We start from the raw sequence: 21639 nt of genomic DNA, 5'->3' as shown, positions 1-21639 counted from the left end.
CCAGTGCTCAGCCAACCCACCGCGGTGTCTGCTGACACGGAAGCGCCTTTCTACCGGGCGGTAGGCGACGAAGCGGAGGTGTTTCGTGCCGCGGCACGGCGCGGTCTGCCGGTGCTGCTGAAGGGGCCGACGGGATGCGGGAAAACCCGTTTCGTGGAGGCGATGGCCCACGAGTTCGGCCGCGATCTGATCACCGTCGCGGGCCACGAGGACATGACGTCCGCGGACCTGGTGGGCCGGTTCCTGCTTAAAGGCGGAGAAACGGTCTGGGTGGACGGGCCCTTGACGCGGGCGGTGCGCGACGGCGCGATCTGCTATTTGGATGAGGTCGTCGAGGCGCGCCAGGACACCACTGTGGTCATCCATCCGCTCACCGATCACCGCCGTGAACTGCCAGTCGACCGGCTCGGCACGACATTGCGGGCAGCGCCCGGGTTCCAGCTGGTGATCTCCTACAATCCCGGCTACCAGAGCGTTCTGAAGAACATCAAGGAGTCGACCCGCCAGCGTTTTGTCGCCATCGAGCTCGGCTTCCCTCCCGCCGAACTCGAGACCGAGGTGGTGGCTCACGAGGCGGGGATTGACTCCGAGACCGCGCGCGCTCTTGTCAAGCTAGGCAACGCGATTCGAAACCTCCAGGGCTCGCCGCTGCGCGAAGTATCCTCGACCCGGATGTTGATCCTCGCCGGCGGCCTCGTTGCTGAAGGGCTCAGCCTGCGCAGCGCCGTCCAGTCCGCCATCGTTCAGGTCCTCTCTGACGATGCGAATGTCGTTCGCGCCCTAGGCGAACTCGTCGACGCGGTCCTGCCCCGGACGTGACAGCTTCGGGTCCGAACAGCCCTGACCGGTTCCGTCTCCTCGCCACCTTCATTGCCGGCAAGTCCATCGATGTCGCGGAGGCACCTGCGGGCGAACCCGCCCATACGAATGGTCAGGTCATTTATGTTTCGACAGGCCGGTCAGTCGTGGAGCAACGCCGCGAGATGCTGGTGCAGAGCGCTCTGCTCGGTGCGGGCAGTCTCGATCGGCGATTAGTCGGGGCTTTATGGGCGCGTCCCGCGGTAGCGCGACGCTACTTGGCGATCGAAGGTCGCCGAGTGATGGCGCTACTCGCTGGGACGACGTCGCTGGCAGTCGAGCTCCGCCCCGACGGGACGCCGAGCACCGCGACCGCTGACGAATCCCTCGAAATAGCCAGGGGCCGAGTCAAAGTCGCCGACTCCCCGGCGTGGTTCGGTGTCATTAAACCCTCTCGGCTGCTGGCGCCCTCTGCCGGACCGGGCACACACGCCAGCAAAAGCGAACTGCGCTTGGAATTCGAATTAAGCGAGGTGCCCGAGGCCGACGATGACGGTGACAGGGGGCGATCGGGGCAAAGCGGCATTCTCAACCTGTTTGAGAATCCCCTGTTCCATTCGCGGGCGCTCTTGGACTATTTCCGCAAAATCCTTGGCAGCTCACGATTCCCCGGCGACAGTGCCGCCGGTGCAGAACTGCAGGTTCGTGCCGTACGGCCGATGCATGCGGTCGGACCCCACGCCCGACCGCTCCCGACGCGGATCCATTTCACCGATGACCGCAATCCCGGCGTGGCCGTCGGTGTGGGCGGGGCGCTCTATCCGGAGTGGGACGTATACAACGAGCGGTATCGTCCCGAGTGGTGCCGGGTGATGGATTTCCCGCTGACTGTCGCCGCTGATATTTCGGCTGCGGCTGTGCCGCATGACGACGTGCTCCGACGACGTTTGTCTCGGGTTGGCCTCGGCCCCAAGGTTCTACGCGGCCGGGCCGATGGCGACGAGCTCGACGTCGCGGCGCTCCTCGATCTTTTCATCGATCTGCGATCCGGATATTCGCCACCCGAGCACGTCTACTTGGAACGACGCAAACTTGCCCGCAATCTCGGCGTCCTCGTCTTGGTCGATGCCTCCGGATCGGCTACGGCCGCCGATCCGGACGGCCTGACCGTACACGATCACCAACTACGCGCCGCAGCCATACTGGCCGTCACGCTCGAAGAGCTCGGCGACCGCGTCGCCGTCTACGCATTTCGATCACACGGCCGAAACGCCGTCCATCTGCCGGCGATCAAGACATTCGCACAACGCTTTGGCGCCGTTCAGCGGGCCCGGCTCAACCAACTTCAACCTTCGGGCTACACACGCCTTGGCGCCGGCATCCGTGGTGCGGGCGAAATCCTTAAAACTGAGGCCGGCACACCGAATCGGCTGCTGGTCCTGCTGTCGGATGGTTTCCCCTACGACAACGGCTACGAAGGCCATTACGCAGAAGCCGACGCCTACCAAGCCCTGACAGAGCTGCGCGCGGATGGGGTTGCCTGCCTGTGTCTTTCGATTGGCGCCAGCACTGAGGCCGCTGCGCTCGAACGCGTCTTCGGCTCCGCCAGTTACGCCAGCGCCGCGACGCTGGCCGAGTTGAGCCCCCGGATGGATGAGTTGTTCCTTGCTGCGTTGCGGGAACTCAGCGCGCCAAAACATCAGAGAGGATGAGACGTGAGAGTGTTGCTGACGGGTGCGCTGGGCAACATCGGCCTGGCCGCTTTGCAGGCGTTGCTTCTAGAAGGTCACGACGTCGTTGCCTTCGACCTTGAATCGCGCAGGGCGCGCAAACTGGCCTCCGGCTTCAACGGACAAGCGCACTTCGTCTGGGGCGACATCACCCGTCCGCAATCGCTGCAGCACGCACTGCAGGGGGTGGACGCAGTGATTCATCTGGCGGCCATCATTCCGCCTGCCGCAGACCAGGTTCCCGATCTCGCGCGCAGGGTGAATATCGACGCCACGGGGAGCCTGATCGCGCAGATGGAGGACTCACCCACCGCCAAACGGCTGGTCTTCGCGTCCTCACAGGGCATTTTCGGCGAGATCCAGGATCGCGAACCGCCGCTGCGTGTCGACACGCCCGTATCCCCCACCGACGAGTATGGGCGCCAGAAGGTCGCCTGCGAGCAAGCGATCCGACAGTCCTCGCTGGACTGGAGCATCCTGCGGCTTGCCGCTGTGACCCCCATCCATCTGCAGGCACAGAACCCCAGCATCATGTTTGATTTCAGCCCCGACGCACGATTCGAGTTCCTTCATCCCGCCGACGCCGGGACCGCTTTCGCTCGCGCCGTAGCCTGCGAGGAGTCGATCGGTAAGACCCTTTACATAGCCGGTGGCCCGAGCTGTCGGATGACGTATGGCGGCTTCATCAACGCGTTGATGGATGCCATCGGAATTGGGCCCGTCCCGGTCGACGCCTTCGTGCGAACTAGGCCTCCCCGGTTTTTCGGCGACTGGGTGGACACCGAGGAAAGTCAACGCCTCCTTCAGTACCAGCAGCGAGGGCTAAACGAGCAACTCCAAGACATGAAGGACGATTTCGGCATGTTGGTACCGGTTATTCGGGTCGTGCGTCCACTCGCGACATGGTTCGTGACACGCAGTTCTGCTCACCTGCGAGAGAATCGAACCCAAAGGAGCAACTGAGAACGAGATCTTTGCGCTCGCTCGTGCTTCACCGCGTCGGCAGACCGAGGATCCGCTGGGCAATGATGTTGCGCTGTATTTCCGACGTGCCGCCGGCGATGGTCCCCGCATAGCTGCCGATGTAGCGGGCGAACCAGCTCGCAGTGAAAAGGTCTGGGCTGTAAGGGTTATAGCGGGCGGTCAGCGCTGGATCGCCCAAGCCGTCCAGCCCGGCGGCGTGCAGGGCGTGCCTGGCAGCGTTCTGTTCGGCCTCCGATCCCAACACCTTGAGAACGGACACACTCGGCACATCCCGCTCGCCACGCGCCGCTTGTCCCAGCGCCACCGAACCGAGGAGGCGCAGAGCCTGGTAGTCCATCGCTGTCGTCGCGTAGCGGTCCCGGTTCACCGCGCCGACGGGCCGAAAATCTTCGAGCATCTGCCCGAGGCGGGTGGCGAACGCCATCCACATCATCGTGCGCTCGTGGCCGAGCGATCCGTTGGCCACCCGCCATCCGCCGTGCAGCGGGCCGACAAGGTTCTCGGCGGGCACGCGGACGTCGGTGAAGAACACCTCGTTGAAGTCCAGACTGTCGCGGTCATACACCGCGGGGAATGGCCGGCGCGTGATGCCCGGCGCGCCGGCGGGAATGAGCAGCGCGCTGATGCCTTTGTGTTTGGGCGCGTCGGGATCGGTTCGAACAAAGGTGAGCAGGACGTCGGCGTCGTGCGCGCCGGAGGTCCACACCTTCTGCCCGTTGACCACGAAGTGGTCCCCCTCGCGGACCGCGCGGGTGCGCAGGCCCGCGAGATCGGATCCCGCACCGGGTTCGCTCATGCCCAGGGATGCCGTCAGCTCTGCACGCAGGATGGGAATCGCCCACTTCTGCTTTTGCTCGTCGCTTCCGAACGACAGCAAGGAGGCGGCGATGATGCCCACCCCCTGCGGGTTGAAACTCTGGTAGACGCGGCGGCGCGACAATTCCTCGCGATGCACGAATTGCTGCAGGATGCCGGCGTTTCGGCCGCCGAATTCGGGCGTGTTGCCGGGCAGCAGCCAACCGTGGTCGAACTGAAGCCGCTGCCAGCGGCGGGCCCACTTCGGTATGTGCGACGTCGACAGCGACCGCTCCACGGCCTGCGCTTCGGTAGGGAGGTGGTCATCGAGGAATCGGATGAACTCCGCGCGAAAAGCCTCTACCTCGTCCCCGAAGGTGAGCTGCACACCCGCCAATATATCAAGTACTTAACATCTGCGGCGCCGTGCGCTATGACTAATGGGATGCTCGGTTCAGAGAAGATCCTGATCACCGGCGCGACGGGGAAGATTGGCTTCCCGATAGCGCGTGCCCTGGCGCAGCGCAACGAGGTCTGGGGCGCCGCCCGCCTGCGAAACCCGACCGACCGCGAAACCTTGATCAACGCCGGAATCACCCCGCTCGCGCTGGACATCAGCGTGGGCGACTTCTCCGCGCTGCCCGACGATTTCACCTACGTTTTCCACGCGGCAGTGGACCCCGGCGGCAACGCATGGACGTCGTGCGTCGAGACGAACGCGCAGCGCTCCGGTGACTTGCTGTATTGGTGCCGCGCCGCAAAGGGATTCGTATTCTGCTCGACGGGATCGATTTACCAGTACCAAGGTCGGCGGCCCCTGGTCGAATCGGATCCGCCGGGAATGCCGCTGCGAGCGAATTACAGCTTCTCAAAGGTCGCCGCCGAGGCCGTATGCACCTGGGTCGCCAAGCGACACCGGATCCCGCTCACGATCATCCGGATCTGTTCGACCTACGGGCCCCAAGGTGGTGCCCCGGCCGATCGACTCGATGCGATGTTGGCGCACAGGCCGATTCGCCTGTACCCGGACCGGCCGAACAACTACAACCCGATCTATGAGGACGACTACGTCGAACTGGGCATCAGGGCCATGGAGGTCGCTGCGACGCCACCCGTCGTGGTGAACTGGGCCGGCAGCGAGACGGTCAGCGTCGAGGACTATTGCACCTACATGGGTGAGTTGGTGGGTGTCGATCCCATCTTTGAATACGTGGCCGACGCGCACACGCCGCTGTGGCCGGACGTCAACCACATGCACGAGGTACTGGGACGGACGAAAGTCGGCTGGCGCGAAGGCTTTCGGCGGATGATCGAAGCGCGTCATCCCGAAATCGCCCTTGCCCAACCCGATTCGACCAAAGCCTGAAGGGCGGTATCGATGCTGCTACCCGGCACACCCTCGGACGAGGTCGGCGACGTGCTCGCAGCGGGCCGCGGAGACATCACCACACTGTTCGTCTCGATGGCGACGCGCCATCCCGAGGGCACCGACGCCGAGTACCTGCGCTGGCACACCTTGGACCATAGGCCCGAACAGCACCGGCTGGCCGCGTTACGCGCGTCACTGCGGCTGGTGTCCACTCCGCGATGCCGCAATGCGCGCGCTACCGGTACCGATCGCTTTACTCCCGTCGACCACGTGATGTCCTACTTCTTCACGGACACAACCGGACTCGCGGCGTTTAACCAGCTTTCGACGGCATTGGGCGACGCCGGGCGCAAATTGCCCCTGTTGCCGCCCGTCGAACGCGGGGTCTACGCCGTCGCGGGCAAGGCGGCCGCGCCACGGATCAAAATCGGGGCTGACGTGCTGCCGTGGTGGCCGGCCGTCGGCGTGTACCTGCTTTTGGAAACAAACACAGAAGGCAACACCGACACTAGTGCGATGATGCCGGAGAACCTGGTCGGCATCGAGGGCGTTGCCGGCGTCTGGTCCGCCGATTCACGGCCCGTCGCGGCCAGCCTGGCCAGTGCGCCTGCGGGACAGACGATCTCGTACTGCTTTCTGGATGACGACCCGGTTTTCACCGCGCAACGACTGCGGCCGGCGCTGGAAGAGCGGTGGAGCGACGGCGTCATCAGGCCACTGTTCGCTGCGCCGTTTCACACCGTGGTGCCGCACGAATGGAATCGCTATGTGCCCTGAACGCAGGCCTTTATGAGACTTGGGTTGATGGTCGGTTCCGACAAGGAACGCTCGCGTGCGGACCGGCTATCGGGACTGCTGGACGACGGAAAGGCAGCTGAGGCACAGGGTTTCGCGTCGTTCTGGATTCCGCAGGTGCCCGGCTATCTTGACGCTATGACTGCCGCCGCGCTGCTCGGGCAGGTCACCGAGAGCATCGAGATCGGCACGGCGGTGGTGCCGATTCAGACGCGCCATCCGCTCATCATGGCGCAGCAGGCATTGACCACACAGGTCGCGTGTGCCGGGCGGTTCACCCTCGGCATCGGCCCATCGCACCACTGGATCATCTCCGACCAGCTCGGGCTCCGCTACGAGCGGCCCGCCGCTCTGGTCCGCGACTACGTCGAAGTGCTGGGTGCGGCGTTCGCGGGTCCCGGGGCGACAGTGGTGGACAACGCCAGCTATCAGGTGCACAGCCCGGTCGATGTCACCGACACGTACAGCGTCCCCGTGCTGCTCGCCGCACTCGGACCGGCAATGCTGCGCCTCGCCGGTGAACGCACCGAGGGAACCATCCTGTGGATGGCGGACGAGCGGGCGATTGGGGACTACGTCGTTCCCCGCCTAGCCCAAGCCGCGAAAGCCGTTGGTCACCACGATTGTCGCGTCGTCGCGGGGGTACCGGTGGCCCTGTGCTCGGCCAATGAAGTCGACGGCGCCCGCGCCTATGCCAGCGCGGTGCTCGGTCACGCGGACTTCTCCCCCAACTACGTTCGACTGCTCGAGCACGGTGACGCCCGGGACGTCGGGGACACCATGGCGGCGGGCGACGAATCGGCCGTCCTGGCCAGGCTGCGCGGCTATCGGGACGCCGGGGTCAGCGATCTTGCCGCCCGGATCGTCCCCCTCGGCGAGGACGCAAGATCCCGAAGCGCATCACGGCGCCGCACCCAGGAGTACCTGGCAGCGCTGGCGTCCGAGTTCTGAGTGTCTTCTCAGTGTCTGGCGCAGACGCGGCGCGGGCGTACAGTGATGACATCAGTTATACAAGCTAATTAATGCGCGGAAGCCGCGGAGAGGAATTGGGTGTGAGCCGCACCGAGAACGACACCTGGGATCTGGCGTCCAGCGTCGGAGCGACAGCAACGGCGGTCGCCACGCAGCGGGCGATCGCTTCCAAGGGGCCCAATGCCCTGCTGAACGACCCCTGGGCTGACCCGCTCGTCCGGGCGGTGGGCATCGACACCTTCGTCAAACTGATCGACGATGAGTTCGAGCGCTCCGACGAACCCCTGATGAGCCGCCAGGCCGTGAAAGAGCAGATCACCGTGCGTACCCGCTTTTTCGACGACTTCTTCATTGACGCGACCGACGCCGGCATCCGGCAAGCGGTGATTTTGGCGTCCGGGCTGGACACCCGGGCTTACCGACTGCCCTGGCCGGCCGGCGCTGTGGTCTACGAGATCGACCAACCCGAGGTCATCGAGTTCAAGACGCGGACGCTGGCCGACCTCGGCGCCGAACCCACCGCGCGGCGCCGCACGGTGGCGATCGATCTGCGGGACGATTGGCCATCCGCCCTTGCGGCGGCGGGATTCGACGCGCAGCAGCCGACCGCATGGAGCGCGGAGGGCTTGCTAATTTACTTGCCGCCCGAGGCGCAGGACCGCTTGTTCGACGACATGGCGGAGCTCTCGGCACCCGGAAGTCGGATCGCGACCGAACACCTGGACTTGGGGAAGATCCCGCCGGACTGGGCGCAAAAGCTCACCGAGCGGTCGCGGCGCGTCGGCTCCAAGATCAACCTGGCCGAATTGTTCTACACCGGCGAACGCAACACCGCCGCCGATTACCTCGCCGCACACGGCTGGCGGGCGGATGTCCTGACGACCGAGCAGGCCTACTTCGCCCACGGGTTCGCGGTGCCCCAGGACGACCTGGGCTCCTTCGGCGACGCCTCCGGCTACTTGACGGCGACACGCGTTTAAAAACGCGCGCGAGATGCGCTGGGCCGCGACCCGTTTCCCCGCGGCGTATCAACACAGTTGTCATATATCAGCTAGGTTGATATAAAGGGAAACATGACTCAGCCGACTGTAGAGATGTTCGAATCCGCCTACCGGGGCGAGGCTCCCGAGACGGGCGAGGGTAATCGGCCGCCGTGGAGCATCGGCGAACCCCAGCCTGAGATCGCGGCGCTGATCGATGCCGGGAAGTTCCACGGCGATGTGCTTGACGCGGGTTGTGGCGAGGCGGCCGTGTCGCTGTACCTGGCCGAACGCGGATTCACCACGGTCGGCCTGGACCAGTCGCCCACGGCCGTCAAGCTCGCGCGCGAGGAAGCCGCCAGGCGGGGTCTGACCAACGCCAGCTTCGACGTCGCAGACATCACCGCCTTCGACGGCTACCCAGCGGGATCAGAAGGCCGCTTCGGGACGATTGTCGACAGCACGCTGTTCCACTCGATGCCGGTCGAATTGCGCGATGGCTACCAGCGGTCGATCGCGCGCGCCGCCGCACCGGGGGCGTCCTACTTCGTGCTGGTATTCGACCGCGACAGCATGCCGGCCGATGGTCCGGTCAACCCGGTCACCGAGGACGAGCTGCGTGAGGCGGTCTCCAGGTACTGGGTGGTCGACGAGCTCCGGCCGGCGCGCATCCACGCCAACGTGCCCGACAGTTTCCTCGACGGCTTTGCGGCCTTCGCCGGTGCCGACATCCGCGATGAGGCCAACGGCCGCAAATCGCTGCGGGCCTGGCTGCTCTGTGCCCATCGCGGCTAGCGAGGCTAGCCGCTCAGCGCGGCAAGGGCAGCGTCGTAGTCGGGCTCCTGCGCGATTTCGGGCACCAGTTCGGTGTAGGAGACGTTGCCGTCGGCGCCGATGACCACCACCGCGCGGGCAAGCAACCCGGCCATGGGGCCATCGGCGATCGTGACACCGTAGTCCTCGCCGAAGCTGTCCCGGAACGCCGAGGCCGTCGCCACGTTCTCGATGCCTTCGCCGCCGCAGAATCGCTTCTGTGCGAACGGCAGATCCTTCGACACGTTCACCACGGACACACCGCTTCCGGCGGCGCGCTCGTTGAAGGTGCGCACGCTCGTCGCGCACACCGGGGTGTCGATCGAGGGAAAGATATTGAGCAACACCGGCTTACCGCCGAACTGGTCGTTACTGACCGAGCCCAGGTCGGCGCCCGTCAAATTGAAGGCTGGGGCTTGAGATCCGACGGCAGGAAGCTCGCCGACGGTATTGATCGGGTTTCCACGCAAAGTTATCTGTGCCATGGGCACAGTCTGCCAAGGCGAGTCGCGCGACCTGGGGGCAGGTAGGCGCTGTCCTGATCTGTGGGGTGCATGGCGTAGACGACACAAGGTTGGGTGGCCAACACTGAGTGCATGTCCCGCAAGGTCGTCGTCGGCTTCCCCGGCGTGCAGGCGCTCGACGTCGTTGGGCCGCACGAGGTGTTCACCGGGGCGGCGCTGCTCACGGGCGGCGGTTACGACGTCTCGATGGCCTCGATCGACGGCCAACCGGTGGCCACGGCGACGGGCCTGGCTTTCGTGACGACGCAGCTGCCCGATCCCGGCGACCCCCTCGACACCGTCGTGCTGCCCGGCGGCTCGGGTGTCGATAGCGCGCGCTCCAATGCCGCGCTCATCGACTGGGTCAAGGCCGTATCGGCAGGCGCCCGCCGCGTCGTCACCGTCTGCACGGGCGCGTTCCTGGCCGCCGAGGCAGGGTTGCTCGACGGCCGCCGCGCGACCACGCACTGGGCGTTCGCCCGGCGGTTGGCTCGTGAGTTTCCCGCCGTCGACGTGGATCCGGACCCCATCTTCATCCGTAGCGCGGAGACGGTGTGGACCGCCGCGGGCGTCACCGCCGGAATCGACCTGGCGCTGGCGCTGGTCGAGGACGATCACGGCACCGAGGTCGCGCAAACGGTGGCACGTTGGCTCGTGCTCTACCTGCGCCGCCCCGGCGGGCAGACCCAGTTCGCGGCCCCGGTGTGGATGCCGCGGGCCAAGCGAACCTCCATTCGCGACGTGCAGGAGGCCATCGAGGCCGCACCGGGTGGTGCGCACAGCATCGACGAACTGGCCCGGCGGGCGGCGATGAGCTCACGCCATTTCACTCGGGTCTTTACCGACGAGGTCGGTGAGGCGCCCGGCCAGTACGTCGAACGTGTGCGCACCGAAGCCGCCAGACGTCAGTTGGAGGAGACCGACGACACCGTGGTGGCCATCGCCACCCGCTGCGGCTTTGGCACCGCTGAAACCATGCGGCGCAACTTCCTTCGCCGTGTCGGCGTCTCACCCGACCAGTACCGAAAGACCTTCGCATAGAGGAGAACAGCGATGACCCAAATCGCTTTCGTCGCCTACCCGGGCTTCACCGCACTCGACATGATCGGCCCGTACGAGGTGCTGCGGCAGCTGCCGCACGCCCAGGTACGGTTCGTGTGGCACGACACCGGGCCGATCACCGCGGACTCCGGGGTGCTCGTCATCGGTGCAACCCATTCTCTGGCCGAAACACCTTCGCCCGACATCATTTTGGTGCCGGGAGGCCCGTCGACACCGGTGCATGCGCGTGACGAGAAGCTGCTGGACTGGCTACGTCAGGCGCACCAGAGCGCCGCCTGGACCACGTCAGTGTGTTCGGGCTCGGTGATCCTGGCGGCGGCGGGCCTGCTCAAGGACCGGCGTGCCACGTCGCACTGGATCTCCGTTGGCGCACTGAAGGCGTTTGGCGCCGTTCCCATCGCCGACCAGCGAATAGTGCGTCAGGACAACATCATTACCAGCGCTGGTGTGTCAGCCGGCCTCGACCTGGCGCTAATGCTGGCCGCCGAGGTGGGCGGTGAAGGCCGCGCGAAGGCTATCCAGCTCGCGATCGAATATGACCCGCAGCCGCCGTTCGACTCCGGCCATATGTCCAAGGCGTCGGCGGCCACGAAAGCCGCCGCGACCGCGCTGCTGTCCAAGGACAGCGTGAAGCCGGCCAACCTGAAAGCTACGACGATGCTGGCCTGGGATCAGGCGCTGGCGGTGGCCCGGTCGCGGCGCAGACGCAGGGGGTGACGCGCTTGCGATCGCGAGCGCGGCGCAGCCGGGCGAAGCGGGTCGCCTAGCGGGGCTGTAGGAACTCGTCGGACGCGAACTGCCCGCCGGCCTGCAGCCAGGCGCCGACGGCGGCCGGCGCGTCGCGGTTGGGGTTGTAGATGTCTTCCTCGCTGGAGAACAGGCCGTCGCCGGCGTAGACCAGTCGAGTCCAGTTCGGAAACCAGAACGGTTCCCCGTGCGGGTCGGTCGGGTGATCGAGCATGTTCCTGATCATGATGACGACAGCGTCGTTGTCCTCGTCGTAGGCGATCCAATCCGACGGAAAACGCATGTGCGGGAACGGGGCCATGACGGTGACGATCCAATCCCGCACCGCCTCGCGCCCGTGGAACACCCCGTAGTGGTGCTCGGTGTAGACGACGTCTTGGGTGAACAGGTCCGCGAAGGGTCCCCAGTCGCCCGAAGAGCTGCACCCTTCGACGACGGTGGTGTAGTGCGCGACGGCTTGCTCGATCTCCGCTTTGGGGAACCTGCCCATACCGGACACACTAGAGCCTATGAGCGTGTTGGACCTGTTTAATTTGCACGGCAAGCGGGCGTTGGTGACCGGCGGATCGAGCGGCATCGGCAAGAAGGTGGCCCTGGCCTACGCGGAGGCCGGTGCTCAAGTAGCCGTCGCCGCAAGGCATTCCGAGGCTTTGCAGGAAGTCTGCGAGGAGATCACGGAGATCGCTGGGGCCAGCGGCAGGGCACTGCCCATCTCTTGTGACGTGACCCAGCCCGAGCAGGTGACCAGCATGCTGGACCGGATGACCTCGGAGTGGGGCGGGATCGACATCGCCGTCTGCAACGCCGGCATCGTCACAGTCACCCCGATGCTGGATATGACGCCGCAAGAGTTCGAGCGCATCCAGAACACCAACGTCACGGGCGTGTTCCTGACGGCCCAGGCCGCGGCCAGAACGATGGTCCGGCAGGGACAGGGCGGGGTCATCATCACCACCGCCTCGATGTCGGGCCACATCATCAACATCCCGCAGCAGGTGGGCCACTACTGCACATCCAAGGCGGCCGTCCTTCACCTGACGAAGGCCTTGGCGGTCGAGCTCGCCGCGCACAACATCCGAGTGAACAGCGTCAGCCCGGGCTACATCCGCACCGATCTGGTCGAGCCCTTGGCCGAGTATCACGCGTTGTGGGAACCGAAAATACCCCTCGGCCGCATCGGCCGTCCCGAGGAGCTCACCGGCCTGTACCTCTACCTGGCCAGCGACGCGTCCAGCTACATGACCGGCTCCGACCTGGTGATCGACGGCGGATACACCTGCCCTTAAGCCTTTTCTCGCACGAGGCACGGACGGCCGAAATGCGTTCGCACACCGGGTGAATACAGCGCACGCAACCGATCGCCGGCGGGTCGCACCCCGCTGGCGTCGAGCAGTTCGTCGTGCAGCTCGACGATCTCGGCCGCCTGCAACGGCCATGGCCCGTGTCGGTTGGGGACCCACCACGTCCGGCCGGCCTTACGGGTGTGCGCACCCCAACGGGCCGTGAGCCAGACTTCCAGCGGCGTGGGTTCGACGGTGGCGCCGATGTTGATCGTCAGCAGGCTGCGCAGTCCGCGCCGAGGCCAACGCCGCACACTGCCATAAGTGATCTGGCCGCCGGCCCGCGCTACCCGCATCTTGGCCCAGTTATAGGGGACGCCGAGGCCGATCCGGGTGACAGGCACGACGGCCAGCCGGGCGGTTTCCAGCGATCGGAAAAGAACGCCATGCCGGCCGGCATCGTCGATCGAATACAGCCGGATGTTGGTCTCTGGAAACCGCCCGAAATACGGCAATGCCAGTGCGGCGCCAACCTTGGTGTGGCTCAGGGCAAAAGGGACCAGTGCCACGTAGGTCATGCCGTCGATGAAGACGTCGGGACGGGTACCGGGCGGGTACAGGCGAACGACGCTTGCGGGTCGCACCGGCCAGTGGACGAATGTCAGATCGCTCCAGCGCTGGTCGACGGTGACCGGGCCGGACCACGGTGGCGGAGTCACCGGGTAGCCCGCAAGTGCCTGGCTGGCATTGGATTCCGCGGTCATCTATCGGACGCCGAGTGTGCCGTCGAGATACTGGGCGCGGCAGGCCACGCGGGCCAGCTTGCCGCTGGTGGTCCGCGGGATGGCTCCGGCCGGCAACAACACCAGGTCGGAGACCGCCAGCCGGTGGCGGGCTGACACCGCCGAGCGGATAGCTTCGATCGCCGGCTGCGGATCAACGCGGCTGGTGCCCGCGGCACGTTCGGCGACAATCACCAGCCTCTGGCCCGAGCCTTCGGGCACCGCGAAAGCCGTTATGTATCCGCGTCTTACCATTGGCGACGCCTCCGCGGTGGTCGCCTCGATGTCCTGCGGATAGTGGTTGCGGCCAGCAATGGTCACCAGGTCCGCGATCCGGCCGGTGACGTACAGGTCACCATCGAGGTATACCGCCAGATCGCCTGTCCGCAGCCAGTTTCCGTCGATCGCCGAGCCTGCGGCATGGCTGCCTTCGGGGCGGGTCGTGCGTAGTTTGTTGCCGAACGTCAGCCGAGTTTCCTCGGGTCGTCCCCAGTAACCGCGGCCGACGTTGTCGCCCTGCAACCAGAGCTCGCCGACTCGACCGTCGGGCAGTTCAGCTCCGGTGTCCGGGTTCACGATCACGCCCCACAGGCTGCGGGCGACCTGGCCGCAGGACACCTGCACGACGGCGTTGGCGTCGTCCGCTGCAACCTGTACCGCCCGGCCTTCGCCCAGCTGCTCCCGGTCGAGGTAGACGACTGTCGTCTCGGCGTGATGGCCGATGGTTGCGATCATCAGTGTCGCCTCGGCGATACCGTACGACGGCTTGAACGCCGTGCGCGGTAATCCGAAGGGCGCGAACGCTTGACCGAACGCGGTGACCGCGTCGATGCTCACCGGTTCGGATCCGATGATCAGCACGACGTTGCCGAGATCGACGTCCTCCCCCGCCGCGGGCAGTCCGCGCTGCGCGGCCCACTCGTAGGCGAAGTTCGGCGCCGCGGTGACCACGCGGCCGGTTCGTGAGCCGGCGGACAACGCGTGGATCCAGCGCTGCGGCCGGCGGACGAACGCCGTGGGCGACAGCAGTGTGGTGTGACCGCCGTACACGGTCGGAAAGCCGATCATCGACAGACCCATATCGTGGTAGAGCGGTAACCAGCTGACGCCGTGCGTATTTCGGTTCAGCAGGTCGATCGACAGGATCATCTGTATGAGGTTGGTCTGGACGGCCCGGTGGGTGATCTCCACGCCGACGGGCGGCCGGGTGGCGCCCGACGTGTACTGCAGGTAGGAAACGGCGTCGGGGTCCAGGTAGACCGGCGTGAACAACTCCCCCGCCGAGTCGGGTATCTGGTCGAGGACGATGACGTGGGGACGGCGCAACTGCGGCAGGTGGTCCAGAAAGTTCTCCACCGCGTCTTTGGCGGCCGTTGTGGTCAGCACGACGTCGGGTGCCGAATCGCGAAGCGCCGTCTCGAGGCGTTCGGCGTGGCCCGGCAGCTCGGGCGCGAACAGCGGCACGGCGATGGAGCCCGCCTTGATCGCCGCATAGAATCCGGCGACCCAGTCGATGCCCTGCGGCGCCAGGATCGCTACCCGGTCACCGGGGCCGGCAACCTGCTGCACCCGCGCGCCGATGGCCTGCAGCCGCACACCGAACTGGGCCCAGGTCACCTCGAGCGCGTGCCCCTCCGAGCGGGAGTAGTCCAGGTAGCGATATGCGACGGAGTCACCCACATTGGCGACGTTGCGTTCGATAAGCGAGATCGGCGTCGTGTCCGGCGGCAACGAGATGGCGCCCTCGTCGTCCAGGCAGTCCTCAATCTCTAGCAGGCCTAGTGGGGCCGCGGAGGCCTGCCGGGAACCGGAATCCATAGCCGCAGTCTATTCATCCGGCTACCCGGCACTGTCCCTGCAGCGACGCCCGGCCACGCGCGTTGGAGGGTGTTGCCATTGCGATTGTGGGGTGGCTCGTCTACGAATTCATTGAGCGTCGCGCCTCCAATTCACAGAAAGCGGGTGCCATGACAGCGGAGTCAGGGGAGTCGGCGGAGTCAGCGACGGAACAAGCTACGGAACCAGCTAGGGAACTAGTGAAGTCGGCGGAGCCGCGGCCGAAGGTCGAACCTCGGGGCCTGATGCAGCACCTCACCGCGCTGTGTGTTCGTTACGTCGAACGGCTGATGCCGGACCCGTACTTGTTCGCGGTCATCCTCACCTTCATCGTGGCCGGGCTCGTCGCGTGGCTTGTCAAAGGCGCGACGCCCACCGGCATGCTCAAGGCGTGGTACGGCGGGGTTTGGGGACCGCAGAACATCTTCACCTTCGCCTTCCAGATGGTGCTCATCCTGGTGACCGGCTACACGCTGGCTGAGGCACCGGTCCTGAAGCGTGCCATCATCCATATCGCGAGCAGGCCGAAGAACCAGGTCCAAGCGGCCTTGCTGTGTTTCGGCGTCAGTGCCGTGCTGTCGTTCTTGAACTGGGGGCTCGGCCTGGTGGCGGGTGCTCTGGTCGCTCGCCAGGTGGCGAAGCGGCTTCAGGGCGCGCACTTCGGCTACCTCATCGCTTCGGCGTTTATGGGGTTCATCATCTGGACCCAGGGCTTGTCGTCGTCGATCGCGCTGGCGAATACCGATGCGAGCAGCCCAATCAACGTGATACACAAGCAGACTGGCGCCAACGTGCCGTTGACGCTCACCATCTTCGAGCCCTACAGCTGGGTGTCCGCGATCGTGGTGCTCGCATTGCTTGCCCTCGCGATCTGGCGCATGGAGCCGACGCAAAGCCTCGAGCCCGATCCCGCGGTCTTCGAGGATGAGCAGCCGGCGACCGCCGAGCGGCAACGCAAACGCACGTTTGCCGAGTGGCTGGAGAACCTCTGGATTCTCAACGTCCTCGTGTTCGCCGCGGGCATTACCTATTTCGTGCTGAGCGGGTTTGCGCTCAACATCTCGTCGATGATCATGTTGTTCACCGTCACGAGCGCGTTGTTGCATCGCACGCCGATTCGTTTCATCCGGGCCTTCTCCGGTGCGGCGAAGGTGTCCGGCCCGCTGCTGCTGCAGTATCCCCTTTACGGTGGCATCGTCGGCCTGTTGGCCTATCTGCCGACCGAACACGGCAAGGCGCTGCAGACGGTGCTCGCCGAGGCGCTGGTGCGCGGTGCCGACCAGAACACCCTGCCGCTGCTGACGTTCGTCGGGTCCGTCGTGATCTCGTTGTTCGTGCCGTCGGGCGGCGGGCACTGGGGCGTTCAGGGGCCGATCGCGGTGGGCTCGGCGCTCGCGATCGGTCAGCACTCGCCGGCCTACCTAGGCCTGATCTCGATGGCGGTGGCGATCGGCGAGGGCGTCGCGAACATGATCCAGCCGTTTTGGCTGCTGCCCTTGCTCGCGATCGCCAAGCTGAATGTTCGGCAGGTGATGGGCTTTACGATCATCGCCTTCTTCATCGGCTTCGTCGTGGCCGGTGCCGCGGTTCTGATTGCGCCCCACGTCATTTGACCCCCCCGCGAGCGTGCGCGTCTGTACGGTGACACGCCGCAATCCCTGTACAGCTGCGCACGCTCACGGCCGGGGTGGCGGGCGGGTGGCGGCCGGGTGGGTTACATCCAGAGTTGCGTCAGTGAGTCGGCGAGGGACTCTGGGTCCTGTCCGTCGGTGTTGCAGCTGACGGCCAGCGACGTGCGTCGGTCCATGCCGACGCGGAAGGCGGTGACGAAGCCGGCCCAGGAGCCGTCGTGATCGAGCGCTCCGTTGGCAAGTAGATAGATGCCGGCGCCGTAGCGGTCGGCGCCACCGGATTCGGTCTGGACTGCTCCGGCCAGTTGCGAGTCGAGCAACGCCTTGCCGCCCACGGCGCCCGTTCGGTAGTTGTCGGCCCACCGCACCAGTTGGCTTGGTGTGGTCTGGATGCCGCCGTCGCCGATCTGCTCCCACGCGGAGCCTGCGAGCTGGTACCCGTCGTCGGTCTTCGCGTAGGACAACGCCTTGTCCGCAATCTTGCCGACCGGGTCCAGGACCATCGTCACCCTCAGCGGCTGGAAGATCGCCGCGCTCAGATACTGCGGCAGCGGCTGACCCGATGCGCGGTGGACGATCTCACCGAGCAGCAGATAGTTCGAGTTCGAGTACTCGAATCGGTTGCCGGGCTTGAAGTTCAGCCCTTGGACGCCCGAAACAGCCTGCAGCGCTTCGTCCTCGGTCGTGCGGTCGGTGAGCCGGTATCCATGCTCTTCGAGCAGGCCGGTGTAGTCGGGGATGCCGCTGGTGTGGTGCATCAGCTGCGTGAGGCTGACGGTGGCGGCCCACGCCGGCAGCTCGGGCATGTGTTTGGCCAGCGTGTCATCGATGGCGAGCTTTCCCGCCTGGGCCAGCAGCAGGACCGCCGTGGCGGTGAACTGCTTGGACACCGAGGCGATGTCGAATACTGTCCTCGCGGTTATCAGGTCGCCTGTCGTCGTGTCGGCGACCCCGCGGACCCCGGTCCAGACGACCGTCCCCGCCCGGCCGACCGCGGCCGAGCAACCGGGCTCGTCGCTCTTGATCGCCTCGTCCAGCGTCCCCTGGCTACGGGCCTGCAGAGCCGCGTCTATGGTCGTGGTTTGCGACGTCGGCTTGGCGGCGGGAGCCGCGTTGCGACCCCCACAGGCGACGAGCAACAGGACGACCGCGGCCAGGAGCGGCAGTGAGCGTAGGTGCTTGTCCAACAACGCCTTCCGGGATCGTCGGCGCGGCCCGTTCGGCATGTAGTGAGTATGCCTCCGGTGTCGCCGCAGCAGTGTCCTTTTCGCCGGTTCTTTTCGGCCGGGTAGGGTACCCCGCAGCACCGTTCCAGTTGCCAGATCGGGAGTCAGACATGTCGGGTCGGAAGTTTTCATTCGAGGTCAACACGTCCAGCAGCGCGCCGGCCGCAACGCTGTTCCGCCTGGTGACGGACGGCGGCAACTGGTCGAGCTGGGCGAAGCCGATCGTCCTTCAGTCGAGTTGGGCGCGAGAGGGTGACCCGGCTCCTGGCGGCATCGGGGCCATCCGCAAGCTAGGGGCGTGGCCGGTACTCGTGCAGGAGGAAACCGTCGAGTACGAGCAGGACCGTCGTCACGTCTACAAGCTGGTCGGCCCGCGACAGCCCGTAACTGACTACATAGCCGAGGTGGTGCTGACGCCGAATGCGGCGGGCGGCACCGACATTCACTGGAGCGGATCGTTTACCGAGAAGGCTCGCGGAACGGGTCCGCTGCTGCGCGCGGCGATGGGCGGGTCGGTCAAGTTCTTTGCCGGCCGGCTGGTGAAGGCGGCCGAGCGCGAGTCCGGTAGCTGACGCCGATCAGCGTTCCTGCGTTGTGCCGCAAGGCTTTACAATGCTGGCTGAAGTCGCGGTAGCAGCTCGTTCGTCCCGCTCCTGCGATCAGCTATTGGTTGGCTTGGATTTCGGTTTGTTGGGCCTGTAGCTGGTCCTGGATGAACTGTTGTTGGGCCTGTTCGTTTTGCTCCTCGGCCTGCTGTTCGGCCTGCAGCATCTCCTGCTGGGCAATCTGCTGCTGCAGCTGCGCCTGGTCGTCGTCGCTGTCGGTGGCGAAGCGGCCGTTCAGACCCGGCGGGGTTTGCGGATAGGCCGCGTCGGCCAGGCGTACCGAACTCGGCGAGGGGAGGTTTTCGGCGGTGCCTGGCCGCGCGGCCTGGAAGAGCGCGAACATCGCGACGGCCGCGGCCCCGGCGAAAAGTATCTGCGCCGATCGGGATTGGCTTCGCCGCCGGTCGGCCGCGTTGATTTGGTGGTGACGGGAGGGGAGGGTATTGGTCATCTTCTATGTATGCGCTACACACTTAGTCGCGCGCTGGGTCACACTTATCGCTCCGCTGTGAACCGCGCAGAGCCAGACGCGTCCGGTCCGGGCGCCGCTATTTCGACCCGAGTTCGTCCTGATACTTCTTGGTCATGTGCTCGACGGCTTGCAGCTGCGTCTGCGCGAGGCCGTCACGCACCTCGCCGGCTCGCGCCGCGGCGTCCAGGGTGGGCTGCGCCTGACCCTGAAAGTGCGGCATCACTTCGGCGGCGAACAATTCGGCGGACCGCTTGGTCGCCGCCGGATTGGCCCATTCGTGGCCCATCTGCAGCATGCAGCCGAAACCTCCAGACTGATCCCACAACCGCTGCACCTGGGCCCGCGCCCGCTCCGGCGAACCGATGACGCCTGCTCCGCTCTCGCTGATAATCTCGATCATTTCGTCGAGTTGCTCTCCCGGCATGGTCATCTGGGGGAATGCCGCCACCTTCTGGAAGTAACGGAACCACGACTCGATGCCGAATTTCACATCGGCGCGGGCCTGTTCGTCGGTCTCGGCGATGTGCATCGGGCAGACCAGGCTCCAGTTGTTGCGATCCACCCGTGCGCCAAAGGCGGCGGCACGTTCTTCGACGATGTCCCAGTGATAGGACAGCGCGTTGAAGCCCTCGACGGTCAGGGTCGCCCCGATGGACAGCAGGCCGATGCCGTGTTTGCCGGCCAGCCGCGCGCCCGTCGGCGACGCGACCGCGGCGACCGCCAGTGGGATCCCGCCGTCGGAGTAAGGGGCGAGCTGCAACTGGGCGTCGAAGAGCTGGTGCGTGGCGGTCTTGGCGCTCACCGTCTCTCCGGCCAGTAAGCGCACCACGATGTCGAGGTTGGTTTCGAGGAGCTCGCGTGTGTCGGTGGGCGTCAGTCCGATCATCGCGGAGTCGGTGGGTAGCGATCCCGGTCCCACCCCGCCGATCACCCGACCGTGCGTGAGGTGGTCCAGCAGCATCAACCGGTCGGCGACCCAGAGCGGGTTGTGGTATGCGAGCGAGATCACCCCGGTGCCAAACCGAATCCGCTTGGCGCGTTCGGCCGCGGCGGCGATGAAGACCTCCGGCGAACTGATGATCTCGCTACCCGCCGAGTGATGCTCCCCGATCCACACCTCGTCGAAGCCGAGGGTGTCGAGATGTTCGACGAACTCCAAGTCGCGTTGCAGGGCCAGCGTCGGGTTGGTGCCCGCGCGGTGAAATGGGGCGATGAAATAGCCGAACCTGAGCTTGGTCATTGTGTCCCCTTGCCAATCCGTCTGCCCGAACCTTAGACCCTCTAGCCCTGCGGTCGATACAGCCTGCGCTCCGACGCAAAAAGGCCCATGGGACTGGTGAGGCATCCCATGGGCCCTGCGCGGTTCGGCTTAGCAGTTGGCGCCGTCAATGCACCCGGTCAGCTCGACGTGTGTGCCGCCCGGCTGGGGAGCGGCAGCGGCTGGGGCGCTGGCTGGGCTCGATGCCGAGTGACTGCTCGGGCCGGGGTTGGCAGCGTCGTTGCTCGCGCCGGCAACATCGCCACCGGTGACCGCGAGAACCAACGCGGCCGCACCGCTGAACACTGCGAGCTTGGTTTGAATCTTCATCAGGGTGTCCTTCGTCGAATTCGGCCCGTCACCGCCGATGCCCCATGGCAATAGTAGTTCTAGGCAATAGTTTCAGTTTACGCCCCTGTAACTGTTTATCGCCATAGAAAGGCGAGCACCAAACAGCCCAGGGGGCCGGCCGCAATGGCCTGGCCCCCTGGGTTGGGAATGGTTTCGCTTAGTAGGCGGTCATCAGTAGCCGCCGCAGACGTTGCCGACGCAACCGCCGCCACCACCGGGGCCACCGCCACCGCCGCCAATTCCAGGGATGGTGCCGCCACCGCCGCCAGGGCCACCACTTCCGGTCGGCCCGCCAGGAACGCTGCCGCCACCGCCGCCGGGGCCGCCGGTTCCGCTAGGCCCGCCCGGGCTTTCGGACGGCGCCCCGCTGGACGGCGCAGTCGGTGTCGTGGTTGCCGTCGTCGTGGTCGTCGTACTCGGGGTGGTGGAACTGCTTGGCGCCTTGTTGCCACCGCCACAACCGACGGCCAAAACCAGCATGGCCGCACCGCTGAAAACCGCGAAGGCTGTCCTCACTTCAGATCTCATCAATCTCTCCCATCCGCTTGCGACTAGGTATCCGTACCCGCCCCTTTGGGGGTGCAAACGGCTGGGCGGCCACCCCACGATCCGCTGACGGCGTCGGACCGACCCGCTGAACGGCGGCGTGG

Annotated in this window: 23 protein-coding genes; 13 read left to right on the top strand and 10 right to left on the bottom strand. The window is 65.8% G+C overall.

Going from position 1 to position 21639, the window contains the following annotated elements:
- Positions 1–3: 3 nt before the first annotated feature.
- From JO236_RS01455 to JO236_RS01445, 3 genes are read left to right on the top strand one after another with little or no spacing between them, the layout of a single operon-like run.
- Positions 4–819: a CbbQ/NirQ/NorQ/GpvN family protein gene (locus JO236_RS01455; RefSeq protein ID WP_293323748.1), complete on the top strand. Its 816-nt coding sequence runs from the start codon at positions 4–6 to the stop codon at positions 817–819.
- Positions 816–2510: a nitric oxide reductase activation protein NorD gene (locus tag JO236_RS01450; protein WP_293323746.1), complete on the top strand. Its 1695-nt coding sequence runs from the start codon at positions 816–818 to the stop codon at positions 2508–2510. The genes JO236_RS01455 and JO236_RS01450 overlap by 4 nt, the downstream gene beginning before the upstream one ends.
- A 3-nt stretch (positions 2511–2513) precedes the next feature.
- Positions 2514–3491, top strand: coding sequence for an NAD-dependent epimerase/dehydratase family protein (locus tag JO236_RS01445; protein ID WP_293323743.1), 978 nt, complete (start codon positions 2514–2516; stop codon positions 3489–3491).
- Between the two features lie 28 nt (positions 3492–3519).
- Here the strand turns inward: JO236_RS01445 and JO236_RS01440 are convergent, their stop codons facing one another.
- Positions 3520–4695, bottom strand: a complete 1176-nt coding sequence (locus JO236_RS01440) for an acyl-CoA dehydrogenase family protein (RefSeq protein WP_293323740.1) — start codon at positions 4693–4695, stop codon at positions 3520–3522.
- Positions 4696–4752: 57 nt separating this feature from the next.
- On the opposite strand from JO236_RS01440, the gene JO236_RS01435 reads away from it, so the two are divergent.
- From JO236_RS01435 to JO236_RS01415, 5 genes are all read left to right on the top strand, one after another.
- Positions 4753–5673 carry an NAD-dependent epimerase/dehydratase family protein gene (locus JO236_RS01435; protein ID WP_293323738.1) on the top strand — a complete coding sequence of 307 codons (921 nt, stop codon included), beginning with the start codon at positions 4753–4755 and terminating at the stop codon, positions 5671–5673.
- Between the two features lie 12 nt (positions 5674–5685).
- Positions 5686–6453, top strand: a complete 768-nt coding sequence (locus JO236_RS01430; RefSeq protein ID WP_293323735.1) for a hypothetical protein — start codon at positions 5686–5688, stop codon at positions 6451–6453.
- A 12-nt stretch (positions 6454–6465) separates the two neighbouring features.
- On the top strand, positions 6466–7422 hold the full coding sequence (locus JO236_RS01425; RefSeq protein ID WP_293323732.1) for a TIGR03564 family F420-dependent LLM class oxidoreductase: 957 nt from the start codon (positions 6466–6468) through the stop codon (positions 7420–7422).
- Positions 7423–7523: 101 nt separating this feature from the next.
- Positions 7524–8423 (top strand): class I SAM-dependent methyltransferase, encoded by a 900-nt coding sequence (locus tag JO236_RS01420; RefSeq protein ID WP_293323729.1) that lies wholly within the window; start codon positions 7524–7526, stop codon positions 8421–8423.
- A 93-nt stretch (positions 8424–8516) separates the two neighbouring features.
- Entirely contained in the window at positions 8517–9218 is a 702-nt protein-coding gene (locus tag JO236_RS01415) for a class I SAM-dependent methyltransferase (RefSeq protein WP_293323726.1), read from the top strand.
- A gap of 5 nt (positions 9219–9223) precedes the next feature.
- Here the strand turns inward: JO236_RS01415 and tpx are convergent, their stop codons facing one another.
- Positions 9224–9721, bottom strand: coding sequence for a thiol peroxidase (tpx, locus tag JO236_RS01410; RefSeq protein WP_293323723.1), 498 nt, complete (start codon positions 9719–9721; stop codon positions 9224–9226).
- A 111-nt stretch (positions 9722–9832) separates the two neighbouring features.
- Here tpx and JO236_RS01405 point away from each other — a divergent pair, with 111 nt between their 5' ends.
- The gene (locus JO236_RS01405; RefSeq protein WP_293323720.1) at positions 9833–10780 is read left to right on the top strand and encodes a GlxA family transcriptional regulator; all 948 of its coding nucleotides are present in this window, start codon (positions 9833–9835) and stop codon (positions 10778–10780) included.
- 12 nt (positions 10781–10792) lie between these two features.
- Positions 10793–11518, top strand: a complete 726-nt coding sequence (locus tag JO236_RS01400; RefSeq protein WP_293323718.1) for a DJ-1/PfpI family protein — start codon at positions 10793–10795, stop codon at positions 11516–11518.
- Positions 11519–11564: 46 nt separating this feature from the next.
- Here JO236_RS01400 and JO236_RS01395 read toward each other — a convergent pair whose 3' ends face one another.
- Entirely contained in the window at positions 11565–12038 is a 474-nt protein-coding gene (locus JO236_RS01395; protein ID WP_293323715.1) for a nuclear transport factor 2 family protein, read from the bottom strand.
- Positions 12039–12057: 19 nt separating this feature from the next.
- Here JO236_RS01395 and JO236_RS01390 point away from each other — a divergent pair, with 19 nt between their 5' ends.
- A complete protein-coding gene (locus tag JO236_RS01390; protein ID WP_293323713.1) occupies positions 12058–12834 on the top strand; it encodes an SDR family oxidoreductase in 777 nt (258 codons plus the stop codon).
- Here JO236_RS01390 and JO236_RS01385 read toward each other — a convergent pair.
- Together JO236_RS01385 and JO236_RS01380 are read right to left on the bottom strand one after the other, a co-directional pair.
- The gene (locus JO236_RS01385; protein ID WP_293323711.1) at positions 12831–13592 is read right to left on the bottom strand and encodes a YqjF family protein; all 762 of its coding nucleotides are present in this window, start codon (positions 13590–13592) and stop codon (positions 12831–12833) included. The two genes, JO236_RS01390 and JO236_RS01385, sit on opposite strands and share 4 nt — an antisense overlap.
- Complete coding sequence (locus JO236_RS01380) at positions 13593–15428, bottom strand: fatty acyl-AMP ligase (RefSeq protein ID WP_293323708.1); 1836 nt, start codon at positions 15426–15428, stop codon at positions 13593–13595.
- A gap of 263 nt (positions 15429–15691) precedes the next feature.
- Between JO236_RS01380 and JO236_RS01375 the strand changes: the two genes are divergently transcribed.
- Positions 15692–17059: a TIGR00366 family protein gene (locus JO236_RS01375; RefSeq protein WP_323802143.1), complete on the top strand. Its 1368-nt coding sequence runs from the start codon at positions 15692–15694 to the stop codon at positions 17057–17059.
- Positions 17060–17160: 101 nt separating this feature from the next.
- On the opposite strand, the gene JO236_RS01370 is transcribed toward JO236_RS01375, so the two are convergent.
- The gene (locus tag JO236_RS01370) at positions 17161–18303 is read right to left on the bottom strand and encodes a serine hydrolase domain-containing protein (protein WP_293323703.1); all 1143 of its coding nucleotides are present in this window, start codon (positions 18301–18303) and stop codon (positions 17161–17163) included.
- A 110-nt stretch (positions 18304–18413) separates the two neighbouring features.
- On the opposite strand from JO236_RS01370, the gene JO236_RS01365 reads away from it, so the two are divergent.
- Positions 18414–18875, top strand: coding sequence for an SRPBCC family protein (locus JO236_RS01365; RefSeq protein WP_293323700.1), 462 nt, complete (start codon positions 18414–18416; stop codon positions 18873–18875).
- Between the two features lie 91 nt (positions 18876–18966).
- On the opposite strand, the gene JO236_RS01360 is transcribed toward JO236_RS01365, so the two are convergent.
- From JO236_RS01360 to JO236_RS01345, 4 genes are all read right to left on the bottom strand, one after another.
- A complete protein-coding gene (locus tag JO236_RS01360; RefSeq protein WP_293323697.1) occupies positions 18967–19359 on the bottom strand; it encodes a hypothetical protein in 393 nt (130 codons plus the stop codon).
- Positions 19360–19456: 97 nt separating this feature from the next.
- The gene (locus JO236_RS01355; protein ID WP_293323694.1) at positions 19457–20620 is read right to left on the bottom strand and encodes an LLM class flavin-dependent oxidoreductase; all 1164 of its coding nucleotides are present in this window, start codon (positions 20618–20620) and stop codon (positions 19457–19459) included.
- 129 nt (positions 20621–20749) lie between these two features.
- On the bottom strand, positions 20750–20968 hold the full coding sequence (locus tag JO236_RS01350; RefSeq protein ID WP_293323691.1) for a hypothetical protein: 219 nt from the start codon (positions 20966–20968) through the stop codon (positions 20750–20752).
- Between the two features lie 192 nt (positions 20969–21160).
- A complete protein-coding gene (locus JO236_RS01345) occupies positions 21161–21517 on the bottom strand; it encodes a hypothetical protein (RefSeq protein WP_293323688.1) in 357 nt (118 codons plus the stop codon).
- Positions 21518–21639: the final 122 nt, after the last annotated feature.

Source organism: Mycobacterium sp. (genome assembly GCF_019247635.1).
Taxonomy (GTDB): Bacteria; Actinomycetota; Actinomycetes; order Mycobacteriales; family Mycobacteriaceae; genus Mycobacterium.
This window is presented reverse-complemented; position numbering and strand designations above follow the sequence as displayed.

Coding starts and splice junctions, on each gene's coding strand:
- JO236_RS01375 (WP_323802143.1), top strand. CDS start 15,692: ATGCAGCACCTCACCGCGCTGTGTGTTCGTTACGTCGAACGGCTGATG.
- JO236_RS01360 (WP_293323697.1), bottom strand. CDS start 19,359: ATGACCAATACCCTCCCCTCCCGTCACCACCAAATCAACGCGGCCGAC.
- JO236_RS01390 (WP_293323713.1), top strand. CDS start 12,058: ATGAGCGTGTTGGACCTGTTTAATTTGCACGGCAAGCGGGCGTTGGTG.
- JO236_RS01430 (WP_293323735.1), top strand. CDS start 5,686: ATGCTGCTACCCGGCACACCCTCGGACGAGGTCGGCGACGTGCTCGCA.
- JO236_RS01365 (WP_293323700.1), top strand. CDS start 18,414: ATGTCGGGTCGGAAGTTTTCATTCGAGGTCAACACGTCCAGCAGCGCG.
- JO236_RS01350 (WP_293323691.1), bottom strand. CDS start 20,968: ATGAAGATTCAAACCAAGCTCGCAGTGTTCAGCGGTGCGGCCGCGTTG.
- JO236_RS01355 (WP_293323694.1), bottom strand. CDS start 20,620: ATGACCAAGCTCAGGTTCGGCTATTTCATCGCCCCATTTCACCGCGCG.
- tpx (WP_293323723.1), bottom strand. CDS start 9,721: ATGGCACAGATAACTTTGCGTGGAAACCCGATCAATACCGTCGGCGAG.
- JO236_RS01395 (WP_293323715.1), bottom strand. CDS start 12,038: ATGGGCAGGTTCCCCAAAGCGGAGATCGAGCAAGCCGTCGCGCACTAC.
- JO236_RS01400 (WP_293323718.1), top strand. CDS start 10,793: ATGACCCAAATCGCTTTCGTCGCCTACCCGGGCTTCACCGCACTCGAC.
- JO236_RS01405 (WP_293323720.1), top strand. CDS start 9,833: ATGTCCCGCAAGGTCGTCGTCGGCTTCCCCGGCGTGCAGGCGCTCGAC.
- JO236_RS01370 (WP_293323703.1), bottom strand. CDS start 18,303: ATGCCGAACGGGCCGCGCCGACGATCCCGGAAGGCGTTGTTGGACAAG.
- JO236_RS01380 (WP_293323708.1), bottom strand. CDS start 15,428: ATGGATTCCGGTTCCCGGCAGGCCTCCGCGGCCCCACTAGGCCTGCTA.
- JO236_RS01415 (WP_293323726.1), top strand. CDS start 8,517: ATGACTCAGCCGACTGTAGAGATGTTCGAATCCGCCTACCGGGGCGAG.
- JO236_RS01385 (WP_293323711.1), bottom strand. CDS start 13,592: ATGACCGCGGAATCCAATGCCAGCCAGGCACTTGCGGGCTACCCGGTG.
- JO236_RS01345 (WP_293323688.1), bottom strand. CDS start 21,517: ATGAGATCTGAAGTGAGGACAGCCTTCGCGGTTTTCAGCGGTGCGGCC.
- JO236_RS01425 (WP_293323732.1), top strand. CDS start 6,466: ATGAGACTTGGGTTGATGGTCGGTTCCGACAAGGAACGCTCGCGTGCG.
- JO236_RS01435 (WP_293323738.1), top strand. CDS start 4,753: ATGCTCGGTTCAGAGAAGATCCTGATCACCGGCGCGACGGGGAAGATT.